The organism is Halobacillus yeomjeoni, from assembly GCF_020171525.1.
GTDB classification, from domain to species: Bacteria; Bacillota; Bacilli; order Bacillales; family Halobacillaceae; genus Halobacillus; species Halobacillus yeomjeoni.
The window spans coordinates 991,530-1,017,032 of record NZ_JAIVAI010000001.1 but is presented as its reverse complement, the minus strand read 5'-3'; the positions used below and the strand labels follow the sequence as shown (position 1 = coordinate 1,017,032).

28 protein-coding genes are annotated in these 25,503 nt (G+C 43.0%); 18 read left to right on the top strand and 10 right to left on the bottom strand.

Annotated features, from left to right (window positions below; genetic code table 11):
- The first annotated feature begins 3 nt into the window (after positions 1-3).
- The 6 genes from LCL89_RS05245 to LCL89_RS05220 all read left to right on the top strand — a co-directional run bounded on the left by LCL89_RS05245 (position 4) and on the right by LCL89_RS05220 (position 6,558).
- Positions 4-1,104, top strand: coding sequence for an NADH:flavin oxidoreductase (locus LCL89_RS05245; RefSeq protein ID WP_224808381.1), 1,101 nt, complete (start codon positions 4-6; stop codon positions 1,102-1,104).
- A 217-nt stretch (positions 1,105-1,321) separates the two neighbouring features.
- Positions 1,322-2,131 carry an alpha/beta fold hydrolase gene (locus LCL89_RS05240; protein ID WP_224808379.1) on the top strand — a complete coding sequence of 270 codons (810 nt, stop codon included), beginning with the start codon at positions 1,322-1,324 and terminating at the stop codon, positions 2,129-2,131.
- A gap of 809 nt (positions 2,132-2,940) precedes the next feature.
- Entirely contained in the window at positions 2,941-3,321 is a 381-nt protein-coding gene (locus LCL89_RS05235) for a hypothetical protein (RefSeq protein ID WP_224808377.1), read from the top strand.
- 400 nt (positions 3,322-3,721) lie between these two features.
- Positions 3,722-4,510, top strand: a complete 789-nt coding sequence (locus tag LCL89_RS05230) for an ABC transporter ATP-binding protein (RefSeq protein ID WP_224808375.1) — start codon at positions 3,722-3,724, stop codon at positions 4,508-4,510.
- Positions 4,494-5,252 (top strand): ABC transporter permease, encoded by a 759-nt coding sequence (locus tag LCL89_RS05225; protein ID WP_224808373.1) that lies wholly within the window; start codon positions 4,494-4,496, stop codon positions 5,250-5,252. The genes LCL89_RS05230 and LCL89_RS05225 overlap by 17 nt, the downstream gene beginning before the upstream one ends.
- A gap of 307 nt (positions 5,253-5,559) precedes the next feature.
- On the top strand, positions 5,560-6,558 hold the full coding sequence (locus LCL89_RS05220) for an aliphatic sulfonate ABC transporter substrate-binding protein (protein WP_224808370.1): 999 nt from the start codon (positions 5,560-5,562) through the stop codon (positions 6,556-6,558).
- Between the two features lie 231 nt (positions 6,559-6,789).
- On the opposite strand, the gene LCL89_RS05215 is transcribed toward LCL89_RS05220, so the two are convergent.
- Both LCL89_RS05215 and LCL89_RS05210 read right to left on the bottom strand, forming a co-directional pair.
- Positions 6,790-7,683, bottom strand: a complete 894-nt coding sequence (locus LCL89_RS05215; RefSeq protein ID WP_224808369.1) for a manganese catalase family protein — start codon at positions 7,681-7,683, stop codon at positions 6,790-6,792.
- A 16-nt stretch (positions 7,684-7,699) separates the two neighbouring features.
- Complete coding sequence (locus LCL89_RS05210; protein WP_224808367.1) at positions 7,700-7,921, bottom strand: YuzF family protein; 222 nt, start codon at positions 7,919-7,921, stop codon at positions 7,700-7,702.
- Positions 7,922-8,027: 106 nt separating this feature from the next.
- Between LCL89_RS05210 and LCL89_RS05205 the strand changes: the two genes are divergently transcribed.
- Positions 8,028-8,459, top strand: a complete 432-nt coding sequence (locus LCL89_RS05205; RefSeq protein WP_224808365.1) for an SRPBCC family protein — start codon at positions 8,028-8,030, stop codon at positions 8,457-8,459.
- A gap of 37 nt (positions 8,460-8,496) precedes the next feature.
- Here the strand turns inward: LCL89_RS05205 and prpB are convergent, their stop codons facing one another.
- The 4 genes from prpB to LCL89_RS05185 all read right to left on the bottom strand — a co-directional run bounded on the left by prpB (position 8,497) and on the right by LCL89_RS05185 (position 12,387).
- On the bottom strand, positions 8,497-9,417 hold the full coding sequence (gene prpB, locus LCL89_RS05200) for a methylisocitrate lyase (protein WP_224808363.1): 921 nt from the start codon (positions 9,415-9,417) through the stop codon (positions 8,497-8,499).
- A 21-nt stretch (positions 9,418-9,438) separates the two neighbouring features.
- Positions 9,439-10,881 (bottom strand): bifunctional 2-methylcitrate dehydratase/aconitate hydratase, encoded by a 1,443-nt coding sequence (locus LCL89_RS05195; RefSeq protein WP_224808361.1) that lies wholly within the window; start codon positions 10,879-10,881, stop codon positions 9,439-9,441.
- 96 nt (positions 10,882-10,977) lie between these two features.
- The gene (gene mmgD / locus LCL89_RS05190) at positions 10,978-12,093 is read right to left on the bottom strand and encodes a citrate synthase (RefSeq protein ID WP_224808350.1); all 1,116 of its coding nucleotides are present in this window, start codon (positions 12,091-12,093) and stop codon (positions 10,978-10,980) included.
- 69 nt (positions 12,094-12,162) lie between these two features.
- Positions 12,163-12,387: a hypothetical protein gene (locus tag LCL89_RS05185; RefSeq protein WP_224808348.1), complete on the bottom strand. Its 225-nt coding sequence runs from the start codon at positions 12,385-12,387 to the stop codon at positions 12,163-12,165.
- Positions 12,388-12,827: 440 nt separating this feature from the next.
- Here LCL89_RS05185 and LCL89_RS05180 point away from each other — a divergent pair, with 440 nt between their 5' ends.
- The 5 genes from LCL89_RS05180 to LCL89_RS05160 all read left to right on the top strand — a co-directional run bounded on the left by LCL89_RS05180 (position 12,828) and on the right by LCL89_RS05160 (position 16,296).
- Positions 12,828-13,583: a putative hydro-lyase gene (locus LCL89_RS05180; RefSeq protein ID WP_224808346.1), complete on the top strand. Its 756-nt coding sequence runs from the start codon at positions 12,828-12,830 to the stop codon at positions 13,581-13,583.
- Positions 13,584-13,603: 20 nt separating this feature from the next.
- Positions 13,604-13,984 carry a VOC family protein gene (locus tag LCL89_RS05175; RefSeq protein ID WP_224808345.1) on the top strand — a complete coding sequence of 127 codons (381 nt, stop codon included), beginning with the start codon at positions 13,604-13,606 and terminating at the stop codon, positions 13,982-13,984.
- 37 nt (positions 13,985-14,021) lie between these two features.
- Entirely contained in the window at positions 14,022-14,321 is a 300-nt protein-coding gene (locus LCL89_RS05170; RefSeq protein WP_224808344.1) for a hypothetical protein, read from the top strand.
- Positions 14,322-14,532: 211 nt separating this feature from the next.
- A complete protein-coding gene (locus tag LCL89_RS05165; protein WP_224808342.1) occupies positions 14,533-14,727 on the top strand; it encodes a hypothetical protein in 195 nt (64 codons plus the stop codon).
- Positions 14,728-14,814: 87 nt separating this feature from the next.
- Positions 14,815-16,296 carry an outer membrane protein assembly factor BamB family protein gene (locus LCL89_RS05160; RefSeq protein ID WP_224808340.1) on the top strand — a complete coding sequence of 494 codons (1,482 nt, stop codon included), beginning with the start codon at positions 14,815-14,817 and terminating at the stop codon, positions 16,294-16,296.
- Positions 16,297-16,404: 108 nt separating this feature from the next.
- Here the strand turns inward: LCL89_RS05160 and LCL89_RS05155 are convergent, their stop codons facing one another.
- From LCL89_RS05155 to LCL89_RS05145, 3 genes are all read right to left on the bottom strand, one after another.
- A complete protein-coding gene (locus LCL89_RS05155; protein ID WP_224808338.1) occupies positions 16,405-17,820 on the bottom strand; it encodes a DUF11 domain-containing protein in 1,416 nt (471 codons plus the stop codon).
- A 252-nt stretch (positions 17,821-18,072) separates the two neighbouring features.
- Positions 18,073-19,155 carry a 23S rRNA (adenine(2503)-C(2))-methyltransferase RlmN gene (rlmN, locus tag LCL89_RS05150; protein ID WP_224808336.1) on the bottom strand — a complete coding sequence of 361 codons (1,083 nt, stop codon included), beginning with the start codon at positions 19,153-19,155 and terminating at the stop codon, positions 18,073-18,075.
- Between the two features lie 82 nt (positions 19,156-19,237).
- The gene (locus LCL89_RS05145; RefSeq protein ID WP_224808325.1) at positions 19,238-19,492 is read right to left on the bottom strand and encodes a hypothetical protein; all 255 of its coding nucleotides are present in this window, start codon (positions 19,490-19,492) and stop codon (positions 19,238-19,240) included.
- 289 nt (positions 19,493-19,781) lie between these two features.
- Here LCL89_RS05145 and LCL89_RS05140 point away from each other — a divergent pair, with 289 nt between their 5' ends.
- Together LCL89_RS05140 and LCL89_RS05135 are read left to right on the top strand one after the other, a co-directional pair.
- On the top strand, positions 19,782-20,099 hold the full coding sequence (locus LCL89_RS05140; protein WP_224808323.1) for a rhodanese-like domain-containing protein: 318 nt from the start codon (positions 19,782-19,784) through the stop codon (positions 20,097-20,099).
- A 13-nt stretch (positions 20,100-20,112) separates the two neighbouring features.
- Complete coding sequence (locus LCL89_RS05135; protein WP_224808321.1) at positions 20,113-20,475, top strand: rhodanese-like domain-containing protein; 363 nt, start codon at positions 20,113-20,115, stop codon at positions 20,473-20,475.
- A 109-nt stretch (positions 20,476-20,584) separates the two neighbouring features.
- On the opposite strand, the gene LCL89_RS05130 is transcribed toward LCL89_RS05135, so the two are convergent.
- The gene (locus LCL89_RS05130) at positions 20,585-21,241 is read right to left on the bottom strand and encodes a DUF4396 domain-containing protein (protein ID WP_224808319.1); all 657 of its coding nucleotides are present in this window, start codon (positions 21,239-21,241) and stop codon (positions 20,585-20,587) included.
- Positions 21,242-21,382: 141 nt separating this feature from the next.
- Between LCL89_RS05130 and LCL89_RS05125 the strand changes: the two genes are divergently transcribed.
- The 4 genes from LCL89_RS05125 (at position 21,383) to LCL89_RS05110 (ending at position 25,391) form a co-directional block, all read left to right on the top strand.
- Positions 21,383-21,700: a metal-sensing transcriptional repressor gene (locus LCL89_RS05125; RefSeq protein ID WP_224808317.1), complete on the top strand. Its 318-nt coding sequence runs from the start codon at positions 21,383-21,385 to the stop codon at positions 21,698-21,700.
- A 13-nt stretch (positions 21,701-21,713) separates the two neighbouring features.
- Positions 21,714-24,119, top strand: a complete 2,406-nt coding sequence (locus LCL89_RS05120; RefSeq protein WP_224808308.1) for a heavy metal translocating P-type ATPase — start codon at positions 21,714-21,716, stop codon at positions 24,117-24,119.
- Between the two features lie 24 nt (positions 24,120-24,143).
- Positions 24,144-24,344 (top strand): copper chaperone CopZ, encoded by a 201-nt coding sequence (copZ, locus tag LCL89_RS05115; protein ID WP_224808307.1) that lies wholly within the window; start codon positions 24,144-24,146, stop codon positions 24,342-24,344.
- A 105-nt stretch (positions 24,345-24,449) separates the two neighbouring features.
- The gene (locus LCL89_RS05110; protein ID WP_224808305.1) at positions 24,450-25,391 is read left to right on the top strand and encodes a F510_1955 family glycosylhydrolase; all 942 of its coding nucleotides are present in this window, start codon (positions 24,450-24,452) and stop codon (positions 25,389-25,391) included.
- Positions 25,392-25,503: the final 112 nt, after the last annotated feature.

Sequence of the window (25,503 nt, the reverse complement as noted above, 5' to 3'; positions counted from 1 at the left end):
AGAATGACAAACCAAACAACAACGAAACCTTTATTCGAAACTTTTACTAGTGATAAATTGAATCTACCGAACCGCACGGTAATGGCTCCGATGACACGTGGCTTCTCGCCCGGGAACGTTCCTAATGAGGAAGTGGCGGCCTATTATCGTAGACGTGCTGAGAATGAAGTAGGGTTGATCATTACCGAAGGAACAGGGATCGATCATCCAGCTTCAGTATCAGGTGCGAATATTCCGGTTTTCCATGGAGAGAAGGCGTTGGAAGGCTGGGCTGATGTCGTGAAAGAAGTGCATGAGGCCGGCGGTAAAATCGCTCCTCAATTGTGGCACGTGGGTATGACCCGCAGCCAGGGAGATCTCCCAAATGAAGAAGCTGGTCCTGTAGGTCCATCAGGTCTGAACTTGGATGGGGAGAAAGTGAATGAACCATTGTCTACAGAAGAAGTAGAGGCGTTGGTGGAATCCTATGCGAAAGCAGCAGCCGACGCGAAACGCATCGGCTTCGACGCTATCGAAATCCATGGCGCACATGGTTATTTGATCGACCAATTCTTCTGGGGAAATACAAACCAACGAACCGACCGTTATGGTGGAGATTTTATAGAGCGTACTCAGTTTGCGGTCGAAATCGTGGAAGCATGCCGTCGTGAAGTAGGGGAAGATTTCCCAATCATTTTCCGTTTCTCCCAATGGAAAATGAACGATTTCCAAGCCAAGTTGGTCCATACTCCTGATGAGTTGGAACGCTTCTTACAACCGCTTGTTGAAGCTGGTGTCGATATTTTCCACTGCTCCACTCGTAGATACTGGGAACCAGAGTTTGAAGGTTCCAGTTTGAATCTTGCAGGCTGGACGAAAAAACTTTCAGGTAAGCCGGTCATTTCTGTCGGTTCTGTCGGCCTTGACGGTGTCTTTACCGACTTTTCAGGTGCTGGTACAACAAGCCTTGACGGATTAGTTGACAAGCTTGATCAAAATGAGTTCGACCTTGTAGCCATCGGTCGCTCCTTATTGATGGATCCTGAATGGGTCAGGAAAGTCCATGAAGGTAGAGCGGATGATCTGTTAGCCTTCGATAAAGAAGCCCTGCAAAAATTGTATTGATGATAAAGCTGGAATACAAAGACGTCCTCGAATGAGGGCGTTTTTTAAAAAGGCTGAAATAGCACAATCCTACTTATTTAGATAGGATAGAAGTATATGAAAATCTTATGAAATTGAGCGTAAAAGTGTTTATTTTTAAGCCTTTTTAGGGTTATACTTATTATTTAGTATTGATTATGGGGCACAACTCCCCTTTAAGTAGAGAGGAACGAACTTCATGCTAGATTATAAGTTTTATGAAAGCAATGTGAGTACGAACGATACTATAGTCCTGCTGCACGGTCTGGGAGGTAACTACGGGATCTTCAGTAAACAGATCCCCGCATATAAAAAGCAGTTCCATGTACTGGCAGTCAATCTTCCCGGTCATGGAAAGTCACCTGCTACTGATAGTTACGATAAACCTTTTACTAAAGATTTAGTCGCAAATGAACTCTTATCACTTTTCGATGAATTGAAAATTAAGAAAGTGCATCTAGTGGGGATTTCCCTAGGGTCTGTCGCGGTACACCATATGTTACAGCGTGCACCAGAACGAGTGAGAAGCGCAGTGCTGGGAGGGGCAATCACACGATTTACACCGTTTGCTTCCTTCTTACTCACGGCTGGAAGTGCTGTGAAATCCTTTGTTCCTTACATGTGGCTGTATAAATTATTCGCATACATTATGATGCCAAAATCAAATCACGCAAGCTCAAGAAAGATTTTCATAAGAGAAGCTGTGAAAATGAGACGGAAAGATTTTCTTGCATGGTACGCTATGGCTCATGATGTTAAATCTACGTACGAGAATGTTCAGAAAAAGAGTGATACTATCCCGAAGCTCTATATCTCAGGGGAAGAAGATCATCTCTTTGTTGAGCCGCTCTTAGAAGATACAAAAAGCGATAAGAAAGCACGGCATGTTCTAATCAAGCAGTGTGGTCATGTATGTAATGTCGATAAGCCAAGGGAATTCAATGCTGAATCGCTGGATTTCTTCAATGAGAATCGATTGCCGAAAGCTGAAATTTCTTCTGCATTGTAAGAATCGTTTTAATAGAGTGAACGGGTAGGTACGGTTCAGTTGATTTCACGGAAGAAAAACTCGCAGGGCGCACATAGTATTACGACAAAACACATCCAATTCGGGGATGTGTTTTTATTTTATATATTGGTGGATGAGGAAGTTGTTCAGTGAAAGGACGGGATTGTGGAAGACTCAGCTTCGAGATAACAGCCATTATGAAACTAAAATCGTTTTATCTCGTACATAAGTTATATCGGATATATAAATACCTTTGAAAGGGGCGGTATCATTAGATTTTTTTTACTCTTTATTCTAGCGTCATTAATATTTTATGGCTGTTCTAGTGAGGAAAGAGACGAGACTCAAATTATACGAGGTGAATCCTCATCTTGGGATGCGAATCTGGAAGTAGTTTTTTCTAATACAGAAGACCAAGATACATACCATATTGGAGGAAACCTAAAATTCAAAAAAGACTATACTCCAAAAGAGCTCGAATATAATATATTCTATCCATCTGGAGAAATTCAGGGTACTTCAGAAGGGAAAAGTATTTCGATACCTAATAGTGGTGGTACTCGTCTTAGTTCAATAGGTGATATTGAGGAATTCGCTAATGCCATTACATTAAATGTAAGGTGGGAAAATACTGATGGAGAGATATTGAAGGAAAACATACAATTAGATTAAATCATAAGTAAGGTGATGATTGGGTTTATTAGAATATCTTGGAGTCAAGTCTTACACAATAGGGGGCTTTCTTTTAAGAAGCGAACACCATTTCTTTTAAAATTGTGTGAGACTTATCAATATAGGAGGGGTATGATATGGACAAAAAATTGTTGGTTACATTACTATCTTTATTGTTACTACTTGCTTCTTGTAGCACACAGACATTTGATTATTCCGGGGAAAGCGAAAATTGGTCAGCAAATTTAAAAGTTGAGCAAACCAGTAATGATTATGAAACGCAGGACTTTGTATTGGAGTATAAGGGAAGTGATATTAGTTCAGTTGGAGAGATTACTTACTATGTAGATACTGTTGGAGGATTTGGTGAAAGTGGTGCCACATTAGAAGACAACGGAACTCTCCAAGCTAGTGATGAAGCTAATCCAACTAATGCCAAAGTTTCCGAACACACTGAGGTAGAAGTAACAGTAGAGTGGAATGATAATAATGAAACATTTAAACTAACCAAAAAATAAATGCTTGTAGACTAATGGATGTGTTAGTGGCGATATATCTCAAATTCAAGTCTTCAAGAAACGGGGGCGATTATTCAATAAGAATAGTCGCCTTTTTTGTACTTAAGTTGAATTTAATATAATGGAAGCGAGGGGACAGTTCTAGCGCCCCCTATAAAGTCATAAAAACCATCTTTATTCAGTCGCAATAAGCGATTCTTAAATCATTGGGGACGGTTCTCATGATTCTATATTTAAATAGAATCATGAGAACCGTCCCTATAATTCTGATAATTTTTTTAATTATTCTTAAATTGTTTCAGAATATTGTTGCACATAAATTGATCCATCTGTATAATCAAAAACTACAGTTATTAATCCTACTATTTTGATAGGAATTATATACATAAGGGTGAGGTTCTTGTTTTTAGAAGTCAATAACGTATCAAAATCGTTTGCAGATAAAGACCGCGGGACTTTCGAAGTTTTTTCGAATATCGATTTAGCCATTAAAGAAAATCAGTTCGTATCCTTGTTGGGGCCATCCGGATGCGGAAAGTCGACACTATTATCAATGGTTGCCGGTCTTGAGAGTGTGACAGAGGGAACCATTCAATTAGACGGACAGAACATTATAAAAGCCGGTCCAGACCGAGGTATGGTTTTCCAACAGCCGTCACTATTTCCATGGCTTAATGTGAAAGAGAATGTGATGTTCCCCTTAAAACAAATCATTTCTAGGCAAGAGGCAAGTGAGAGAGCCGATCACTTTTTGAAGATGGTTCATTTGAGCCGTTTCAAGAATCATTACACGCATGAGCTATCAGGGGGGATGCAACAAAGGGTTGCGATTGCGAGGGCGCTCGCGATGGACCCGAAAGTTTTGCTCATGGATGAACCGTTCGGTGCCCTTGATGAACAAACAAGGCACATTCTTCACAAAGAATTAATGAAAATTTTTCAAGAAACTCAAAAGACCATCTTGTTTGTCACACATAGTATTCAAGAGGCCATTAAACTTTCTGATCGGGTGGTGGTGATGGGCACAAGACCAGGTCGCATCATGGCAGATTTCCAGGTCGACTTAACGCGTCCAAGAATGCGTGACGATGAGCAGGTCATTGCTTTAGAAAGAAAGGTGATGGACCTATTAGAGAGTGAAATTGATAAAGTATTGAAGGATGAACTTAGTCATGAAAATATTCATTAAGCGTTTAGTATTCTTATTCGTTGTGATAGGAATTTGGCAACTTGTGTACGTATCAGGAGTCTTTCCGGATATTGCCTTTCCCTCTTTAATTCTTGTATTTGAATCGTTATTTAACGGGTTTACCAGTGGGGATTTAATAAGTGCTTTGCTGGCAAGCTTCAGACATCTTCTCCTCGGTTTATCATTAGCTATTCTAATCGGTACAGCTCTGGGTGTACTGCTTGGGAAATCCCAGCAAGCAGATGAAACAGCAGGCATGTACTTAGTCGCCTTACAGAGTATTCCGAGTATCGTATGGGTGCCGCTTTCCATTTTGGTGTTTGGGTTTACAGAATTTGCGGTCATCTTTGTTGTCGTTCTCGGTGGAACCTTTGTCATGGCGCTCAACGTGAGGTCGGCAATTCATAGTGTACCTCCACAACTGGTTAGAGCTGCTAGAACTATGGGGACTAGTGGCTTTTCCCTTTTTTATCGCGTAGAAATCCCATCTAGTGTCCCGTATTTTATGTCGGGAATCCGTTTGGCATGGGCCTTTAGTTGGCGTGCCTTAATGGCTGGTGAGTTGTTGAGTAATGGTCCAGGACTTGGCTACTCATTGCGTTTTGCGCAAGACTATGCTCGGATGGATCAAGTAATTGGGATCATTATTATTATTGGAGTGATTGGTGCCGTCATGGACCAACTGGTGTTCTCAAAATTAGAGAAAAATGTAATGAAACGCTGGGGCCTACATAAATCGTAGCTCTATCATCATTTCTATTTTACTTTATTCTCGAGGAGGGTTCGTTACTCTATATGGACTAGGTGTTGGTGATGAAAAAACTCGCTTTCCTGCGATGGGTCGCCTGAGTCCTTCTCCCCCGGGAGTCACGTCGTTTCAAAATCACCACTAACTAAATGGTCAGGAAAGCCCCCATTACAGGGGGGGAAGAAGTGGTACGTAGTGTAGTGAAAGTCGTTGTAATATACGTGTAAGGGACTTGGAAGTGAATGAACAAGTACAAAAGATAAATATAGTCTTAATTTATAAAAGAAGAGAGGGAATTTGTATGAATAAAGTATGGGTATTATTCGTATTTCTTGTGTCAGTAGGGTTTTTAGCAGCTTGTGGTAGCGACACTGATGCAACTGGGGAAGGGGAAGCTCAGGAAATTACAATCGGGTACTTCCCGAATATTAATCACGTTGCAGGAATGGTAGCAGAAGAAAAAGACTTATATTCAGAAACATTGCCTGATGGAACGACTGTCAACTATCAATACTTCCCGGATGGATCATCCTTCATGACGGCCATTGAAACAGGAGATATTCAAGGTGGTCTTGTCGGACCAGGACCTGCAATGAACCACTTTACGAGTGGTGCGAAAATTAATGTCGTTGCTGCCGGATCTACGGGAGGAACGGTCATTATGGCTCGTAATGGGGCTGATATTGAATCTCCTGAAGATATGGTAGGAAAAACGTTCATTTCTCCGCGTGTTGGTTGTACACACGATGTGCAATTCGAAACATTGATGAAGGAGGAATACGGAATCACATCAAGCCGTATCGACGGTGAAATGAAGCATGTCACAGGAAAGCCAGCAACTTATGCAAGTATGTTTGAGGCAGGAAAAGTAGATGTAGCGACTGTACCTGAACCGTGGGCATCCTCTATTGAAGCGGAAGGAAATGGAACGGTCTTGATTGATACACCAGATGTAGCATATGGTAAAACCCTACCTGCAGCAGTGTTTGTTACATCTCAAGAATTGGTGAACAACAATCCTGAAATGGTAGAGAGTATCGTTGAAGCACATAAGAATGCAACGACTTTCATTCAAGAAAATCCAGAAGAATCCAAATCCATCGCTATCAAAAAAATCAAAGACATTACAGATCAAGAACTATCACAAGAAGTCATCGACAATGCGTGGGAGAGAATTAATTTCACATATGATGTGGAAGAGAAGCACTTGCAGAATTTCGCTAACTCTTCCTACGATTTAGGATTTTTGGAAGAAAAGCCAGACTTGACAGGATTGGTTGATTTATCCTTTGTTGAATAAATAAAAAAATAGGGTGGGAGAACCGTGCCTATTATTCTATGATATTCAACAATCGGGCGCTTTAGTTGAATAAGCGAAATATTAAAAAGAGGGACTTCCATAAAAATGGGAGGTCCTCTTTTTTGTAGAAATAGCAACACTAAACTTTACCAGAGCCTTTTTTAAAACAAATTCCTGGAGATTACCATGTAAACAACTTCAAAAAAATACCTGAGGGAATGCCCCCCAGGCTCAGAGATTCTCCATCAATTTCTTGGCGATACGTTCATAGTCATCCCGGTCTACACCAGGCGCAAACTCTTCAGGGAGATCATCCAGGTCAGGGATAGGGGCTCCTTCCGGTGTTCCTCGTTTCACGATCAGCTTCTTCCCGTTCTCCGGGTTGATTCCCTTCCAAATCCGGTCGATGTCTTCATAATCCCCGTCACTACTCCATGTGTAGAGGATATTATCGAGTCCTTGTTCCATGAACGGACGGGCGTAATCGAACTTCGAGTTATCCAAGTCAGGGACAGGGATCATCTTTTGTACTTCGACGCCTGTCGCCATTTCGAGTGCTTTTGCATAAGCGAGGGCGTGGGTGCCTCCTCTGACAAGCAGGTAGCCGATCATTTCACGGGCGGTAGGGTGGTCGGTCATTTCATACACCCTCATTTTATGGGTCCTTGCCCCGACTTCAAGGAAAAAGTTATGCAATAAGTCGAGGACGAGGTTGCCGCTGTTGAACACGTTGTCTCCCGTCCAGGCGCGGCCCATCGAATCCCCGGGCAGGGCGGTCTGAGCCGTGGCGATGTATTGGTACGTATTTCGGCTCAGGAGTCCATTCTGCAAAGGGGTAATGTCCGGGTCTCCAGTGAATGTGGTTCCCTTTGTCAGCAGGTTGATCGTATTATTGACAAGCTCGACATGACCGAACTCTTCCGCTGTAATACTAGCGACTAAGTCATAAAAGGGTTTGAATTTCTTTTTGTTCCGAAAGCCGAACGATTGGAACATATAATTGTTCAGAGTGGAAAGCTCGCCGAATTTTCCACCTAAAAGCTCCTGGACGACAGCAGCAGCCTGCGGATCGCCGTGATCCGGGATTGTCAGGGCAATCTGCATCCGGTTCAGTCGTTTGAACATACCATCACGGCTCCTTTCATTCTTGAGCAGGGGAGACCCAGACGATCTCCTGTATTCTTATGAAAAATGGAGTCCCGCTCACCTCAAGGACGATGTGATCGGGCATGACCGTTTTTAAAGCTCCTCTCAAGGATCCTTGAGTCGTCTGCACAACGATGTTCGTACCTACAATCGTCGACAACGTCTGATAAACATAAGGATCGAAGAACGCATACATAGGGACATTTCCTGAATTCATCGATTCATCTCCTCACCTGTGTGTCTTGTAAATGTATATGTCCAACGAAGAAAAATAAAAGTTGTCCCTTTATGAAGGTGTATAATAGAGGAAGGGAGGGGAGCAGATGAGTACAATTTTCAATACCGACATAACCATCCAGGATGATTTGGAAAAGGTATGGAATTATTTTATCGATCTAGAAAACCATGGACATAAGTGGATGAATGGAATTCCCTCGTTGGAAAAAGTCACCGAGGATGAGGTGCAGGAAGGAACCGTTTACGCCTTCCAATCGAGAGGGAAACAACATAAGAGCACAATCAGTGAATACGTTCCGAAAACGAAAGTGACGCTGACTTCCGTTCAAGGAAAATTCAGAGCTGATTACACATACACGTTCGTAAAGCATGGCGACCACACAAAAGTGCAGCTGGAAGCAGACTGTGAAGCGGAAGGGATGATGAAAATCTTATCTCCTCTGATTAAAAAAGCCATTAAAAAATCAGATCTAAACCAGTTGGAACGGTTGAAAGCTTCCTATAAAAACGATCAATAAGAAAAGGCCCTATACAAGCGTATAGGGCCTTTTATCATCATTTCGATTCTTTTCCTATTTCAGGAAGTTCTGTTTGAGCGATTTTCTCATCCAGAGACTCATAATCGTGCAGTCGGATTTTTTCATATAGTTCTTTCCGTGTCTGCATGTCTTCAAGCATATCTTTCTGAGTATCCTTCTCAAAAATCTCCGTAAATACCCGCTCGTAAGCTTTGGCGGCTACCCGGAGGGAAGTGACCGGATAAATGACCAGCCCGAACCCGAAAGATTGGAATTCTTCTGCTGTGAAATATGGAGTCTTCCCAAATTCCGTCATATTGGCAAGCAGCGGCACAGAAATGCGCTGGGAGGCTTGATGGAAGTCTTCTTCTGACGTCAAAGCTTCAGGGAAAATCGCATCGGCTCCAGCTTCCACATAAAGGTTCGCGCGGTCAATGGCACGATCCATACCTTCCACTGACTTCGCATCCGTACGGGCGACGACGACCAGCGTCGGGGCCACCTCTTTGATTGCTTTGATTTTAGCGGCCATTTCTTCCGGGCTGATCAACTTCTTGCCGTTGAGGTGACCACACTTCTTAGGCAGGTGCTGATCCTCGATTTGAACGGCAGCCACCCCAGCTTCAACCATTTCTCTGGCGGTCCTGGCTACGTTCAATACCCCGCCATATCCCGTATCGATATCGACAAGGACAGGGAGATCCGTTGCCCGGATCAATTCCTGTGCTTTTTCAGCCATTTCATTGGAATAGATCATTCCAAGGTCCGGCAAGGCTTTGCTGGCCGTGTAAGCGGCACCCGATAAATACAGGGCCTGAAAACCTACATCTTTGGCAATTTTAGCAGACATTCCGTCATGAGCACCGGGCATTCTCAAAATTTCCGGGTTTTCGATCAGGCGCTTGAAGGTTTCAGCACGCTCGACCTGTGTTGATTTCGGTTCTACAATCCAAGTCATCCTAAATCCTCCTAAGCAGCATTAAATTTTGAATAAGTTCATGAATTCATTTACTGGAGTAGCAGCGAGGTCATTGTGGTTATCACAAAGCTCATAAATGTCACTCACCTGACGAGCAGGGAAGCGTGTCTTCAAATTCTCATGGAATTTTGTCAAAAGCAAAGGAATTCCTTCGTCACGGCGGCGGCGGTGTCCGATCGGATATTCGACGTCCACTTTGTCCGTTTTCGTTCCGTCAGTGAAGAATACTTGGACAGCGTTCGCAATGGAGCGTTTGTCCGGATCCAGGTAATCTTTGCTGTACTGTTCATTTTCAATCGTCACCATCACGTCACGCAGCTTATCGATTTCCGGATTACGCGCGGTTTCGTCTTCGTAATGATCCGCATCGAGAGCTCCGTAAATCAGGCCGATGGCTGTGATGTACTGCAGGCAGTGGTCACGGTCAGCCGGGTTATGAAGGGGGCCTTTTTTATCGATGATCCGGATCGCGGACTCGTGCGTCGTGATTTCAACTTTTTCAATTTCATCCAGACGTCCAGCTACTTGATCATGAAGTTGGATCGCCGCTTCAGCAGCTGTCTGGGCATGGAACTCGGCAGGGTAAGAAATCTTGAACAGGATGTTTTCCATCACATAGGAATCGAACGGACGGGCAATCGTCAATTCTTTTCCGCCGAACAATACGTCCTGGAAGCCCCAGCCGTCAGCAGAAAGGGCTGTCTTATAACCCATTTCGCCTTTCATCGTCATAAGGGCAAGACGTACGCCGCGACTTGTTGCATCTCCGGCAGCCCATGATTTTCTTGAGCCAGTGTTCGGAGCATGACGGTACGTACGAAGGCTGGAGTTGTCGACCCATGCCTGGGATACAGCATTCGCGACATCTTCTTTTGTTCCACCAAGCATAGCTGTGACGACTGCCGTGGTCGCTACTTTAACGAACAGAACGTGGTCGAGACCATTGCGGTTCAAGCTGTTTTCGAGTGCCAATACACCTTGGATTTCATGAGCTTTGACGGTATATTCCAATACTTCATCCATCGTCATCGGTGCTTTGCCTTCGGATACCTGCTTCCGGCTCAAGTAATCAGCCACAGCTAAGATGCCGCCCAGGTTATCGGAAGGGTGTCCCCACTCGGCAGCGAGCCACGTATCGTTGTAATCCAGCCAGCGAATGATACATCCGATATTGAACGCAGCATGGACTGGGTCAAGTTCGAACTGTGTTCCAGGCACAACGACACCATTCGGTACGACTGTACCAGGGACAATCGGTCCAAGGTGCTTCGTACATTCAGGATATCGCAACGCAAGGAGGCCGCAGCCCAGTGTATCCATCAGCACATAACGTGCGGTTTCCATCGCCTCGTCGCTTTTTATCGTTCCATTCACAGCATAATCTGCAATTTGTTCCAGTACTTGATCGGTTGATTGAGCGGTATTGATTTTCACTTCTGCCATTTCATTTCCACCTCTTCTTTAGTTTATGTACCCGGATCCTCGAGCCGGTGGTTCGACCGGCTCATTGGAAGGGCGTAGTATATATTTTTTTATTTTTTAAGGGTGCAGCCCGCGAGGTCCTGTGTAGTTGACGCGAGGTCTGAACAGTTTGTTGTTCGCATGCTGTTCGAAAATGTGTGCACAAAGACCGAGTGTACGGGATGCATAGAAAATAGGGGTGTACAGCTCAATTGGAATATCCAATAGATAGTAAACCGGAGCCGCATAGTAATCCAAGTTCGGATAAAGGCCTTTTTCTTCACGCATCAGAGTTTCACCGGCTTCGCACATCTCATACAAATCCATGCGTCCTTTTTCCTCAGCCAGCTCACGCAGTGCTTCTTTCATAAGTGCTGCGCGTGGGTCCATTTTCTTCATATAGACACGGTGACCGAAGCCCATCACTTTTTCTTTCTTTTTCAATTTGTCATAAAGGAGGTAACGGAATCCTTCGACCGTTTCACCCTCTAGAAGCATGTACATGACAGCTTCATTGGCTCCGCCGTGCAAATTCCCTTTCAAGGAAGCGACAGCTCCTGTCAAAGCCCCGTAAATGTCGGAATTGGTAGAAGCGATCACGCGTGCTGCAAACGTGGAGTTCGGCATTTCATGTTCGCTGTAGACCATCAAAGACTGGTCGAAGAAGGCCGCTTCTTGTTCGTTCGGTTTCTTACCGGTGATCATATACAAGAAGTTGGCACTGTATGGGAGGCTCTCATCCGGTTTCACAGGATCTTTGCCTTGAAGGATATGGTAGCTGTTCGCCACGATGTTAGGAATCTTCGCTAAAAGACGGATCGCTTTTTTACGGTTCTCAGCTGCATTACGATCATTCAAGTCTTGATCATACCCTGCCAAAGCGGAAATCCCCGTACGCAGTGCATCCATCGGGTGGGTGTGTTTCGGAAGCAGTTCAAATAATTTGAAAAAGCCGGAAGGGAGACTGTATTCCTGTTTCAGTTCTTTCTCCAAAGCATCACGATCTCCATCCTCAGGTAACGATCCATCCAACAACAGGTGGACTAAATCCAAATACTGCTTGTTTTCCGCCAGTTCAATCAATTCGTATCCGCGAATGACGATTTCCTCAGCATCAACATCCAAATATGAAATGTCCGTTTCAGCTGCAATAACTCCGTCTAAACCAGGTTTGTAAACCGTTTGTTCTGCCATTATAGACCCTCCTGAATAGTTCATTGTAAAGAAACCGCTTACAAATAAACAGAAAAAAATTTACACCCTTTACCGGACTTTAACGAAAGGCCCGGCGACTTCCTGAAGTACTCTTCGGTAAGCGAGGTTGAGGTTTTGTAGGAAAACCTCTTTTGATTTCTTGTCTATTTCCAAGCCGTCCACTTCTTCTTTTAAACGTATCAAAGTTTCTTGCATGGAGTGGGATTCGGATGAAACGAAGTTATTCATGATGGTAGATTTGAATTGATCTATGAAGTATTCAACTGACCCCATCCTCAACGCCTCCTCAAGCATGTTCATATAGAAAAAACGCCACAAAAAAACAACTCATCTGAAGTTGTCACGTAGCGAAATCATTGTGTTGCAACATGCCGGTTCAACAAAAGTCACACTTCTCGCAGGTCACACCCCCAGGTAAGGTTCCAAAAACGGGGAACTGTCGATTGTCTTTTTTATGGTTAGACAATTCTCTACACCCGTTCCTAGAAATATACAGTTGTCTCTATAAATATATCAATTATTTAGAAAATTAACAATAGTGCTCGATTACTACTTGAAATTCAAATAGATTCACCTGTTTGTCGTCCTAGTCCAATTATGAGAAGCTATGTAAGACTGGTTCGGGAGTTGCTGAGACTTCCTTTTAGAACCCCCCTTTGTAACAGTGTTTTACATAGAGAGGGGAGAGTTTAAGATTTTCAAGGAGCGATTCTATGTTAAATCCCTATGAGCAACGCATGAAATACAGAGATAACACAGAAAGTGGAACGACATCAGGAGTATGCGATGGTTATCTGCAGACGAACATGATTACACTTCCGTCCGAATATGCCTTCGAATTTCTATTATTCTGCCAGCGTAACCCTAAAGCCTGTCCACTTGTTGAAGTACTTGAAGCCGGGCAGGTAACGCCGCGTGTAGCAGATGCAGATATTCGCAGGGATCTGCCTAAATACAGTGTTTATAAGGGTGGGAAGCTGGTGGACGAGCCGCTGGATCTCATGCAATACTGGCAGGATGATTTTGTGACATTTTTGTTAGGTTGCAGTTTCACTTTTGAGAGAGCTTTAAATGAAGCGGGCATCGGTTTGCTGCATCAGCAGATGAATAAGGTCGTACCTATGTATCAAACGTCGATTCCATGTGAAAGTGCCGGACGGTTCCAGGGAAACATGGTGGTCAGTATGAGGGCACTTAAAAAGCATGAGATTGCAGAGGCGGAAAAAATCACTGCTGAATATCCATTAGCGCACGGGGCCCCCGTCCATATCGGTAATCCAGTAGAAATCGGGATAGAGGATTTACATAACCCTGATTATGGTGAATATACACCTTTTGATGAAGATGAACGTGTGCCTGTGTTTTGGCCATGCGGTGTGACCCCGCAGTACGTTGGATTGAATGTGAAACCTCGTATCATGATCACCCATGCACCTGGTCATATGCTGATTACGGATCGACCGGAGTAATGGCAGAGAGGAATGAAATTATGAGGTTCAAAGAATTCGGCATGATCTTGTTTGTCGAGAATTATAAGAAATGTATAGACTTTTATTCCAATAGACTTCAGCTGCCTATAAGAAACGAGAAAGAAACACTCGTTTGTTTTGATTTGCCCCACAGGTATTTGATGGTGGAGCAGGGAGGGGTTTGTTCAGCTCATGAAAAAACCCGAAAACAAAACCCGACGGTAATCCGCCTGGATGTCGATGACTTGGAAGCAGCAGTGAATGAGCTCGAGTTGAGAGGGGTTACTTTTGTAGAAAAGTCGCTCGAATTCCAATGGGGGACGATTGCTGTTCTTCTTGACCCCGACGGGAACCGTATCGAGATAGGAGAAATCAATCCTTCGAGCGGATCTTTTAAATGACAACGTGATTTCATTCAATAGATGAGGAGAAAGATAGATGAAATACTTACAAATATTTTCTAATTTATTTTTAGGGATGAGTATTCTCTTCGGAAGCTGGCTGATTGCCGATTCTATGAAAGAAAAAGAGGGTGCTCCGAACATAAGACCTGTAAACGTCCAAATGGAAAAAGACCCAGGATACAGGTATGACTTTATAGCTGAGAATAATCAAATGTTTATCTTCGATCGCATGACCGGGGAATATTGGCAGAAATTCTTAGTTCAAGGTGAAGGACCTTCTAGTTGGGAGTTACAGGAATCCCCTTCGACTGAAATAACGAAACGGAAATATTGATGATTCATGCTCTAAGCGCTGGTTTTGACCAGCGCTTTTCTTTTTCAAAACGGGTATTCAAAAAATCTATTGAAACCATTTTCTGTTAATTCCGTATGGATAGTGTAATATGGGTAACTATCACGTCGTGTGAAAACCAGCTGGAGCATTTGGTTGGTCGGACATAGAGATGAACTCACGTTATTAAGTCATTTTACGCTGGAGGGATGAGATGAGAACGCGGACGAAAATGGCACTGGCGATTTCATTAATTGTATGGATCGGTTTTCCGGTTTTATTTTTCTTTATTTCCCTGAACACAAACGAATGGAATTATTTAATATTATCAATCCCAGGGTCTTTCACAGCTGGATTCACAGGTTTGATGTTGACCATACATCACCATGAAAAAGACCATCAATTGTAGAAAAGTTGAGTGATGAAACCATATATTCCCTAATATGAAAATGAATGTATGATACGATGGTACTGCATTTCGATTAGGAGGGAGAATATGGATCGATATTTGAACAAGTGTCTGTTTTTATGGATCACTTTGATTTTAACTAGTCCCGGGTTCGTGATGGCGGGTTTTGGACCAGAGACGTGGACAGAATACCGCTTCAACGATAAAAATAATCCCGTACATAACGAAGCGGGCGTATCACCGCTGAAAGAAAAGATTTTTCAAACCAATGATGAAATACGAGCAACCCCGGTAGTGGCAGGAAATCGGTTATTTGTAGGAAATCATAATTCAGGGGATTTATTTGCCTTCGATTTACGCTCAGGAGAACAACTATGGACAAACCAAGCCCCTAATTGGGTCCATTCAGAAATGATTTATGCGGATGGAAAAGTATTTGTCGGGTTCGGGAACCGATTTTATAAAAATAATGGAGTGAGAGGAACCGGTGATAGTGGCGTGATGGCGCTCGATGCTGAGACGGGCCGGGAGGTTTGGACTTTCCCGACAGATGGAGAAGTCATGCCGACGCCGGTGTATATCGAAGGTCAAGTTTATGCGGTTACCGGTGATGACCATTTGTATAAAATTGATGCTCATACAGGTGAAGGTGGAAAGACTGTCGATTTAGGTTCTGAAGTAAGCATGTCTTCACCGAATTATTCAGATGGGAACATATTTGTCGGAGGAGGAGGGCCCAAGCCCTATACATTTTATTCCGTAGATTTGAATAATGAAGAAATAGAGTGGAAGAAGCCGATGGAAAATGTCATTGCTGGATTGGATGATGTGCCACCCGTCTTGAGCGACGACCTGGTCGTAACTACAGCGCTTGAACAGGAAAAGCCTTTATCATTCAAAGAGGTTTTCGATCGTTATGGAGCTATTCAAGTTTATAAGGAAATGGTTAAGTCCATAGTCGGGGAAGCTATCGGTAAACCACGCAAAACCTACCCGGAACATAAAATTTATGCAATGGAACAAGAAACAGGCAAGATCGTATGGCAGGACAGCCTTGGAGTAGGAGATATGGTGAAAAACAACAAGTCCGGAGCTCCGATGATTTATGATGGCAAGGTCTTTGTGGGAAGTCCGATAACGAAGACGTTTTACGCCTACGATTTGAAGACCGGAAAGAGGGTTTGGGACTATGAAAATACTATTATGAAAGCCCCGCCTGTAGCATCCGAAGGTGTCGTATACTTTTCTAATGCAAAAGGTTACGTTCACGCATTGGATGCTGAGAACGGAGAGGAAATCGGGATAAAACAACTTGGAGGTACGCTTGCTCCTTCAGGCCCGGTCATTGTCAATGAAACGTTATTCGTCGGGAGCCAAAATCACAATGTGTACGCAATACCGACCGAGAACATTCAAGAAGCTTCGGACCCTTACGAGGAGGAGTTGAATCAAGGGAAGGGGTACTGGAATTATCTGTTCCAGGTTTTCCTTTTACCGGCAGGGATTGTTGCAGGATTCATTTTCCTAGGTTTATTCCTTTTTGTGAAAAAGCGGAAAACTGCCCATTGATTCATTCGTAACGTAAGAATCAAGTACATTTATATATAAATTCACTTAAGTACTAAACTGGTTGAAAATAACCAAAAAAGCGAACGGAAAGTTTATTTCGTTCGCTTTTTAATTTCCATTACATATCTCACAAATCGTTGTAGTAACTAGGTTGCTTGGTTCAATTCTTCTGTCACTCAATTCAATATGGGCTTGATTTCTAACGAGGGCATCACAAGTTCGCACCAATACTTGAAAAGTGATGACAAGCGTTTCTCCAGGAGGAATTTCCGGTAATGAAACGCCATAGTGTGGATTGACCCCTGGGTAGGGAACACCCCCGATAATCAGGCTGTCTTCGACGAATGTCGTACCTTTCGGGATGTAGTCGGTGAAAATCAATTCCCCGGAAGGTTCGGTCCCATTATTCGTGATCTCAACTGTATAGGTCAGGATATCGCCTTTTTCTGCAAACTTAAGGTCGGTGGATTTTACTACCTCAAATGGAGGCGGCACAGGTGGCACATCGACAGAGTCAATTTGTATGCCTAGCGCATTCGGCATATAGGCATCACCTGTTGTGGTGTATCTGAAAACCGCTGATCCCTGGTTGTTAGGTAAAAGACCGGAACCACTTACATTAGTGATATCCCAGCCTTGGCGCCCGGCTACAATATTCGTTCCGGAGAAAGCATCATGATTCCGCGTTCCGAAAGTTCCTGTGGTGTCTATATTTCCTGTGTCATCATTGATTTGAGAAGCAAAGAAGTTCGAGCTCGGGTTGTTTGGGCCGGACAGGTTTGTGAGAGACATATCATCTGGACCGAATAAAGCCTGATCACGAGTTATATCCGCATCCCCCTCCTGACTGGAGACCATCAAACGGGCATCGATGGGTCCCATCGGAGGGGTGAGGAATCCGGATATCATGACATCAATCACTTGAGGTCCGCCACTGGATACGATTCCTTCTGCGCCGACAAATAAGTTCATGGATCGCTTTGGTAAAGCAGGGTTCTCGTAAATGACCGCCAGCGTCCATCCTGCATGGTTCAGGGAAGAAGGCTGTTCAAGCAGACCGGGAACGGCTCCCGTCGTATAGCTCCCTCCACCTGCAGCTTGGACAATCGCGGTAACATTGCTCGACCGCATATAAAATACATTCGAACCGAAAGGAAATTCGTTACTGGTATTTGAATCCGGAACGACATTATGAGTAATGCTTGATGGATCTGTAAAGGAAACAGGGAGGTTCAGGTCAGGACTACCAGGGGTGTAATACCCTCCCCATATCAATTCTGCATAAAGAACTGTGCTTCCGGCTGGTAGAACCAGGTCATTGCTGGAACTGTTTAATAAGTAATCTTGCGTCGTACCTGGTGGATAGGTAGGCACTTGCATCGACGTATCGGTGGTTGTGAAAGCCCCGATACTACCGAGCGTTCCGGCATTTAATGAATCCCTTTCTTTACTTAAACCCAAAGTGTTACCTGTAAAAGTCATAGCCCCTCGTTCTATGATTGAAAATCGGTTAATAAAATCCATGCACAGATAATCCTTTCCTGAAAATAATTTATTTTAAAAAAAATTAATTGGATGGGAGAGTGTATGTAATTTTAGAATTTTTTTAACTTTTGACCCTTTACCTCCCTATTCATTAAGATATGTCGAAAATAGGGTTCTGTATAGACGAATGTCTTCCTATAAATAACAGCATAAATTAAGTTTTAAAAACGAATGGTTGAACCAATAAAAAAAGCATGATGGGAAATCCCATCATGCTTATCCAGCAAGTGTTTAAACTTGTTGCTTTTTCTTCTTGCGTGCTTTTTCTTTCTCGATCTGTTTACTTCTCAACTGACCACATGCAGCGTCGATATCCGTACCGTGTTCTGTACGGACACCACATTTGATGCCGCGATCCATCAATGTTTGATAGAACGTCAGAATTGCTTCCTTTTCACTCCGTTCATACGGATGGTCTGCGACCGGATTATAAGGAATCAGATTGACATACGATAAGTGACGCTTATCTTTCAGAAGATCAGCAAGCTGCTCAGCTTCTTCCTTATGGTCGTTGACGTCTTTCAACAGGATATATTCAAATGTGATTCTTCGATTCGTTTTTTCCAAGTAGTAATCAATGGCCGGCATCAATTCTTCAAGTGGGTAGGCACGGTTGATTTTCATGATTCTTGAACGAAGCTCGTTGTTCGGTGCGTGAATAGATAAGGCCAAGTTGATTTGAATTCCTTCATCAGCGAATTCATACATCTTCGGTGCAATACCACTTGTTGAAACAGTGATATGACGGGCACCGATAGAAAGACCTTTTTGGTCATTCACGACATTCAAGAAGTCAATCAAGTTGTCATAGTTATCAAATGGTTCACCGATTCCCATGACGACGATGTGGCTGACACGTTCATCTTTTTCCTGCTTATCGAGATGCTGCTGCACCTGCATGATCTGTTCAACGATCTCACCACTTGTCAAATCACGGCTTTTACGGAGAATTCCACTTGCACAGAATGAACAACCGATATTACAGCCGACCTGAGTCGTGACACAAACGGAAAGGCCGTAGTTGAAACGCATGAGAACGGTCTCAATGACATTTCCGTCTGCAAGTTTAAAGAGGAACTTGATGGTTCCGTCTTTAGACTCCTGTTTAATTTCTTCTGATAACGTTTCAATCGTAAAGTGCTCTTGAAGCACATCTATACAGGATTGATTCAAGTTTTTCATTTGAGAAAAATCTGTGACTCTTTTTTGATAAAGCCAGTCCCATACCTGCTTTGAACGGAACTTTTTCTCGCCATGCTCAACCAGCCAATCTGTCAGTTGATCAAACGTTAATCCGTATATGGATGGTTTCATAAATACGCTCCTCTTAAAAAAATCGCTATTCCTATGATAATGGATTAGCGATAAGGATACAAGCGTTATAGTGTTGTCATAATTATCTGCCTATTACAGAAGAGTGAGAACGCGTTTTGATCAATTTGATGGTTCTATTTGTTTCCTTTGATGTACATACCATATAGGGTTCTTTTTCGTAAGGGAAATATTGCACTGCTAAGGGGCGGATGCTCATCGTTTCAAAAAGCTGTTCATTGGACTCCAGCTCGTCAAGACCAATGTTCTTCACTTTGGAACCGCTGTTGAACATTATTCCACAAAACCCTTCATCAACTAAAAATTGAAGTAAATCCACCTGCATTCTCCTTATATTATCTCTCGTTTATACCATAACACAAAACCATTTATTATTTTAATATAATATGGTGTCAAACATGAACTTGGTTGGAATGACCCTGGTTAAATATTATCTGATGCGACCTTTGGCCTGAATTAGGAGAGGGAAGCGCAGATTTTCCTCTTACAATTCAAATGGTTGACTGCATACCCGTGTAGGTATAGAATAGTCGGTGAGTCATTTGATAAGGGGTGAGATCATGAATATCCTTATTGTTGGAATTTTGCTTTTTATAACTATAATAGTAATGAATCGATATATACCCGTCCAGGGTGTTGAGCGCATGACCTTGGATGAAGTAACGGAGAACGAAGTCCTTTTAGATGCGCGGGATTATCAGACGTCCCATCGTGACCAGATCGATCAGGCACACTGTATTCCTTTCTCTTATCTGAACCGTCACCATACCGACCTGCCGGATAAAAAGGTCGTGTTAGTCGTGGAAGATCGAGTGGAGAAGAATCTATGTACTCGATTATTAAGAAAAAAAGGATATGAAGTTGACGGTTATGTGATGCCGGAAGAAGAGGCACAACTTTCCATAGCCTGTGTTTGTCATAAATAAGGAGGAATAATTAATGGAAGACTTGATTCAATGGGTCATTATCATCGGGGTGGCTTTCTTCGTAGCGAGCCGCTTTATGCCAGCCAAAGGTGTACAATCGATTTCTACCGAAGATGCAGAAAATCGATTAAAGGATAAAAACGTACAATTCGTAGATGTTCGTACCCCGGGGGAATACAAGACCGCATCCAAAAAACCTTTTAAAAACATTCCTTTATCCGAACTTCCCCGACGTTCGAAGGAGCTGGATAAGGATCAAGAAGTGATGTTGCTGTGCCAGAGTGGTATGAGAAGTATGAAGGCTGCAAAGGTATTGAAAAAACAAGGGTTCAGTAAGGTGACTAATGTTCGAGGCGGAATTGGATCCTGGGGTTAATATAATAATGAAAAAACGCTGATCTATACTTAGATCAGCGTTTTTTAGGTTGTTTTTATTTAAGAACAATGACTGAAGGGGGGAGATACCCACTTTTGTTATAAGTGAATCACATTTCTTCCTTAATACCTTTCCGAACCAAAATCCAGTTCGCAGGATAGCTCGTTATGAATCCTAAAATCATGGCAATCTGCATCATGAACCAATAGGTAGCCTCATTAGGTTTTGGAGGTTCCGAAAACAAGAAATAGTGTACGATGGCCATCCACCCGAACATACCGACTTCAAACGCAATCAATGATAGAGAGTCTGCTTTAATCGCAGCTTTGAAGACTCCTGCCACTCCCAGGTCTTTGTCCATCGGGTAGATAGCAAAAAACTGGAAGATGATTCCGAATAAATAGGCCAAAGTGAATTCTACTACATAGTGTGCAAATAAAGTGGATCCGGCGATGGCAAGTCCTGTCATGGCTACAATCGGAACTCCGACTGCGTCACCAAGTGTACAACCTGCTGAACAGTGGCTTGTAGAGACGAACACTTTGGAGGGCATACCTCTGTTATCCTCTATGTCTAAATCTTTTGCTTTCACTCGTCCCCATTTAAAATAAGCCCACACAGCAAATGGGCCGAAAAACCAGCCATTGATCGGCCAGACGAAATTCATGATTTTCATCATCTGCGGGTGTCTAATAATATCCACCATAATGATGATGGACGATATGAGTCCAATTGTTAATGCGATCCAAGATATTACGGTTAACATGAAATCACCTCTTAATTAATTCTTTTTACCTATACCCCTGTCATTCTTAATGTTAAACAATGAACTTAATTTCTTTGTATTGTACATGAATTGACTTCATATACCTATAAGGGGTATATTGGGAAAAAGGAGATGAAAATAATGGATGAACATATACTTCCTGAAAATAGTGGAAAAAAACCAGTAAAGCCTAGAACAGATGAAGAAAAACAAGCCGTTCTAAATCGATTGAAAAGAATAGAAGGTCAAGTGAGAGGAATCCAGAAAATGGTCGAGGAAGATCGTTATTGTGTGGACGTTCTCATTCAAATATCAGCCATCAATAAAGCATTGACGAAGGTCGGTCATAACTTGATGGAACGCCATACCCACCACTGCGTTTCTGACGCCATCAAAAAGGGAAATGGCGACGAAGCGATTGATGAATTGATGAAGGTCGTGCAGCAATTCTCCAAATAAGGAGGGGTCGTTGATGAGCGGACAGAAAGAAATGAACATTGGTGTCACGGGGATGACATGTTCGGCGTGTTCAGCCCGTATCGAGAAAGTGTTGAACAAGATGGATGGTGTGGAAGCCAATGTCAATTTGACGATGGAAAAGGCCACCATCAAATACAATGAGGAACAAGTCGAGCCTGATCAAATAACTGAGAAGATTGAAAAGCTTGGGTATGGTGTACAGACAGAAAAGCTGGAACTGGATATACACGGAATGACGTGTTCGGCGTGTTCGACCCGTATCCAAAAAGTGTTGAGCAAAATGAAAGGGGTTCAGGAAGCCTCGATCAACCTCACCACTGAAACAGGAACGCTCCAGTATGAGCCTGGTATCGTTTCAGTAGAAGAAATTATTGAAAAAATCAAGAAGCTTGGATATGATGCAGAAATCAAAAAGGATCGGGAAGAGCAGAAAAATCAAAAAGAAGAAGAGATTAAGAGAAAGAAAACAAAACTTTGGATTTCTATCCTATTATCTCTTCCTCTTCTATATACCATGATCGGACATATGCCGTGGGATATAGGACTTCCTGTTCCTTCGATTTTCATGAACCCATGGTTTCAATTCGCTTTGGCCACTCCCGTCCAGTTTTACATCGGTGCTCCATTTTATTCAGGTGCCTTCCGTGCTCTGAGTAATAAGAGTGCCAATATGGATGTATTAGTGGCACTCGGAACATCGGCTGCTTATTTTTACAGCTTGGTAGAAGCGGTTCGCTGGCAGATCAACCTCGGTCATACGCCTGAACTATATTTCGAGACCAGTGCGGTATTGATCACCTTGATCCTGGTAGGAAAGCTTTTCGAAACGCTGGCCAAAGGCCGGACGACAAAAGCATTGACGAAGTTATTGAACCTTCAAGCCAAAGAAGCTACCATTCTTAAAAATGGGAAAGAAGAACAAATTCCCGTCGACGAGGTTCAAGTCGGAGATGTACTTATCGTCAAACCCGGAGAAAAGATTCCGGTAGACGGCAAAATTATCAAAGGGCGGACATCGATTGATGAATCGATGATCACCGGTGAATCAATCCCGGTAGAGAAACATTTCCATGACCCTGTAATCGGATCGACCATCAATAAAAATGGAACGATCCACATGGAAGCTGAAAGAGTCGGAAAAGATACGGCCCTTGCAGGAATCGTCAAAATTGTTGAAGAAGCGCAAGGATCCAAAGCTCCGATTCAAAGGACGGCGGATGTAATTTCAGGAATATTCGTACCGATTGTTGTAGGTATCGCTCTCTTAACATTTATCGTGTGGTTCTTTTTCGTAGCCCCCGGCGAGCTTCCTCAAGCATTGGAAGCAGCCATTGCAGTTCTCGTCATCGCCTGTCCTTGTGCGCTTGGCCTGGCTACGCCTACTTCAATCATGGTAGGGACAGGAAAAGGTGCTGAGCAGGGAATTCTCTTTAAAGGCGGAGAATATTTGGAAGGTACTCAGCAAATCGATACGATTTTACTGGATAAAACAGGTACGGTGACGAAAGGTAAACCGAGCGTTACTGACTTCAAGGCGTTCCATACAGACGATGAGAGCTTATTGATGTATGTAGCATCTTCTGAACGATCGTCTGAACACCCGTTGGCTGAAGCCATCGTTCAGTATGGAGAAAGAAATGAAGTATTGATGAAGGTAACGTCCCATTTTGAGGCGATTCCAGGGTATGGAATCAAAGCGATTGTTGATGAAAAATCTGTCCTCGTCGGAACAAGAAAGTTGATGGAGCAGGAAGGAATCGCCTATCAAGAATATGAAGAGGTCATCAGTGACTTGGAATACGAAGGAAAGACAGCGATGTTCATTGCTGTAGATTCTCAGCTTGAAGGGTATATCGCAGTCGCTGATACAGTGAAAGAAACATCCAAACAAGTGATTCGTGAATGGAAAGAGTATGGAATAGAAGTTTATATGGTTACAGGAGATAATAAACGGACGGCCGAAGCCATTGCATCCCAAGTCGGTATTGAAGGAGTCTTCGCTGAAGTTCTGCCGGAAGAAAAAGCGGAAAAGGTGAAAGAGCTTCAGAAAAGTGGCAGAAAAGTCGCCATGGTAGGGGACGGAATCAATGATGCACCATCACTGGCTACAGCAGATATCGGTGTAGCAATCGGTACCGGTTCGGATGTTGCCATTGAAACGGCAGATATCACGCTTATCGGCGGTGACCTTGAGAACTTGACCAAAGCGATACAGCTCAGCCGCAAAACGATGAAAAACATCAAACAGAATTTATTCTGGGCACTTGCTTACAACTCAGCAGGTATCCCTGTAGCCGCTGTCGGATTGTTAGCTCCATGGGTCGCCGGTGCTGCCATGGCGTTCAGTTCCGTAAGTGTAGTCAGTAATTCCCTTCGATTGAAGAGAGTGAAATTGTAAAAAGATAAGCAGGGAGTGTTTGAAATGGAAAAGACATTTAAAGTAGAAGGAATGAGCTGCGGACATTGTGTGAACGCAGTAGAGACGGCTTTGAAAAATTTAGAGGGTGTAGAAGACGTTAGTGTTCACCTTGCTGAGAATGAAGTCATAGTTTCCTATTCAGAAAATGTGTCAGAAAAAGAAATGGTTGAGGCTATTGAAGAACAAGGCTATGACGTCGTGTAAACAACAATGATGGCAATACCCTAAGATCGTTTTCTTAGGGTATATTTTTTATGGGAGGGACGCCCTTCCTATCTACACTAAGTTAATCAAAGAGGAGTGAAAGGTATGAAAAACACTGTGTGGGTGCTCCTGATAATTACAATGATTCTATTCATCACGGGATGCACCGGTTCTGAAGAATCCGGTGAAACGGATACGAAGGAAAACGAAAAAGTTGAGAATGCTCATTTATCTGCATTTGATGGTAAAGTGAAACATGTTCATGGGATAGGGTTTTTGGAAAAAGATATTCTTGCTTTTGCTGCCCATGAAGGGATTAAAATTTATAAAAATGAAGGCTGGTTGGAATCAGATTTCCACAAAAATGATTATATGGGATTTGCAGCTGTGAAGGATGGGTTTTACACGTCCGGTCATCCAGGAAAAGCGAGCGATCTCCCGAATCCCATAGGAATTCAACAAGGGAACATAAACGAAAAAGAGTTGACGTCCTATGGATTTGAAGGAGAAAGCGATTTTCATGCGATGGGCGTCGGTTATAATAATGAAGCTATTTATGTGCTGAACCAGGTGCCTAATTCTGAAATGGATCAAGGTCTATACCGAAGTTTCAACAAAGGAGAAACATGGGAAAAGTTAAAAGCCGAAAACTTAGGAAAAAACATTTTTCAAATTGCTGTCCATCCCGATGATAAAAAAACTTTAGCCATCTCTACTGAAACAGGAGTGTTCTTCAGCAAAGACGCTGGTGGGACGTTTGAATTGATCTCTGAACCTGGACAAGCTGGCGGCCTTCATTTTTCAAATGACCGATTACTCTATGGTCATTACGATGGGATGCCTTCATTAAAGGAGTATGATTGGCGAAGTGAAAAAACCGGAGATATCCAGTTGCCTGAGTTGAAAGAAGATGCGGTAATGTACGTCGCTCAAAATCCAGAGGTGATCGAGAACTTAGTGATCTTCACTGTACAGGGAGATAGTTTCATTACAAATGACTCCGGAGAAACCTGGGACAAAATCATTGATAAAGGAAGGGTCAAATAGAGCACTTGATTTTTCTCTAATAAAAATATTGAATCTAGTAGCGTTTCCGTACTCCTCGCCCAGGACACCTATGTTAAGTGAATTTTGTTATTTATGTTTATTCATACCATTC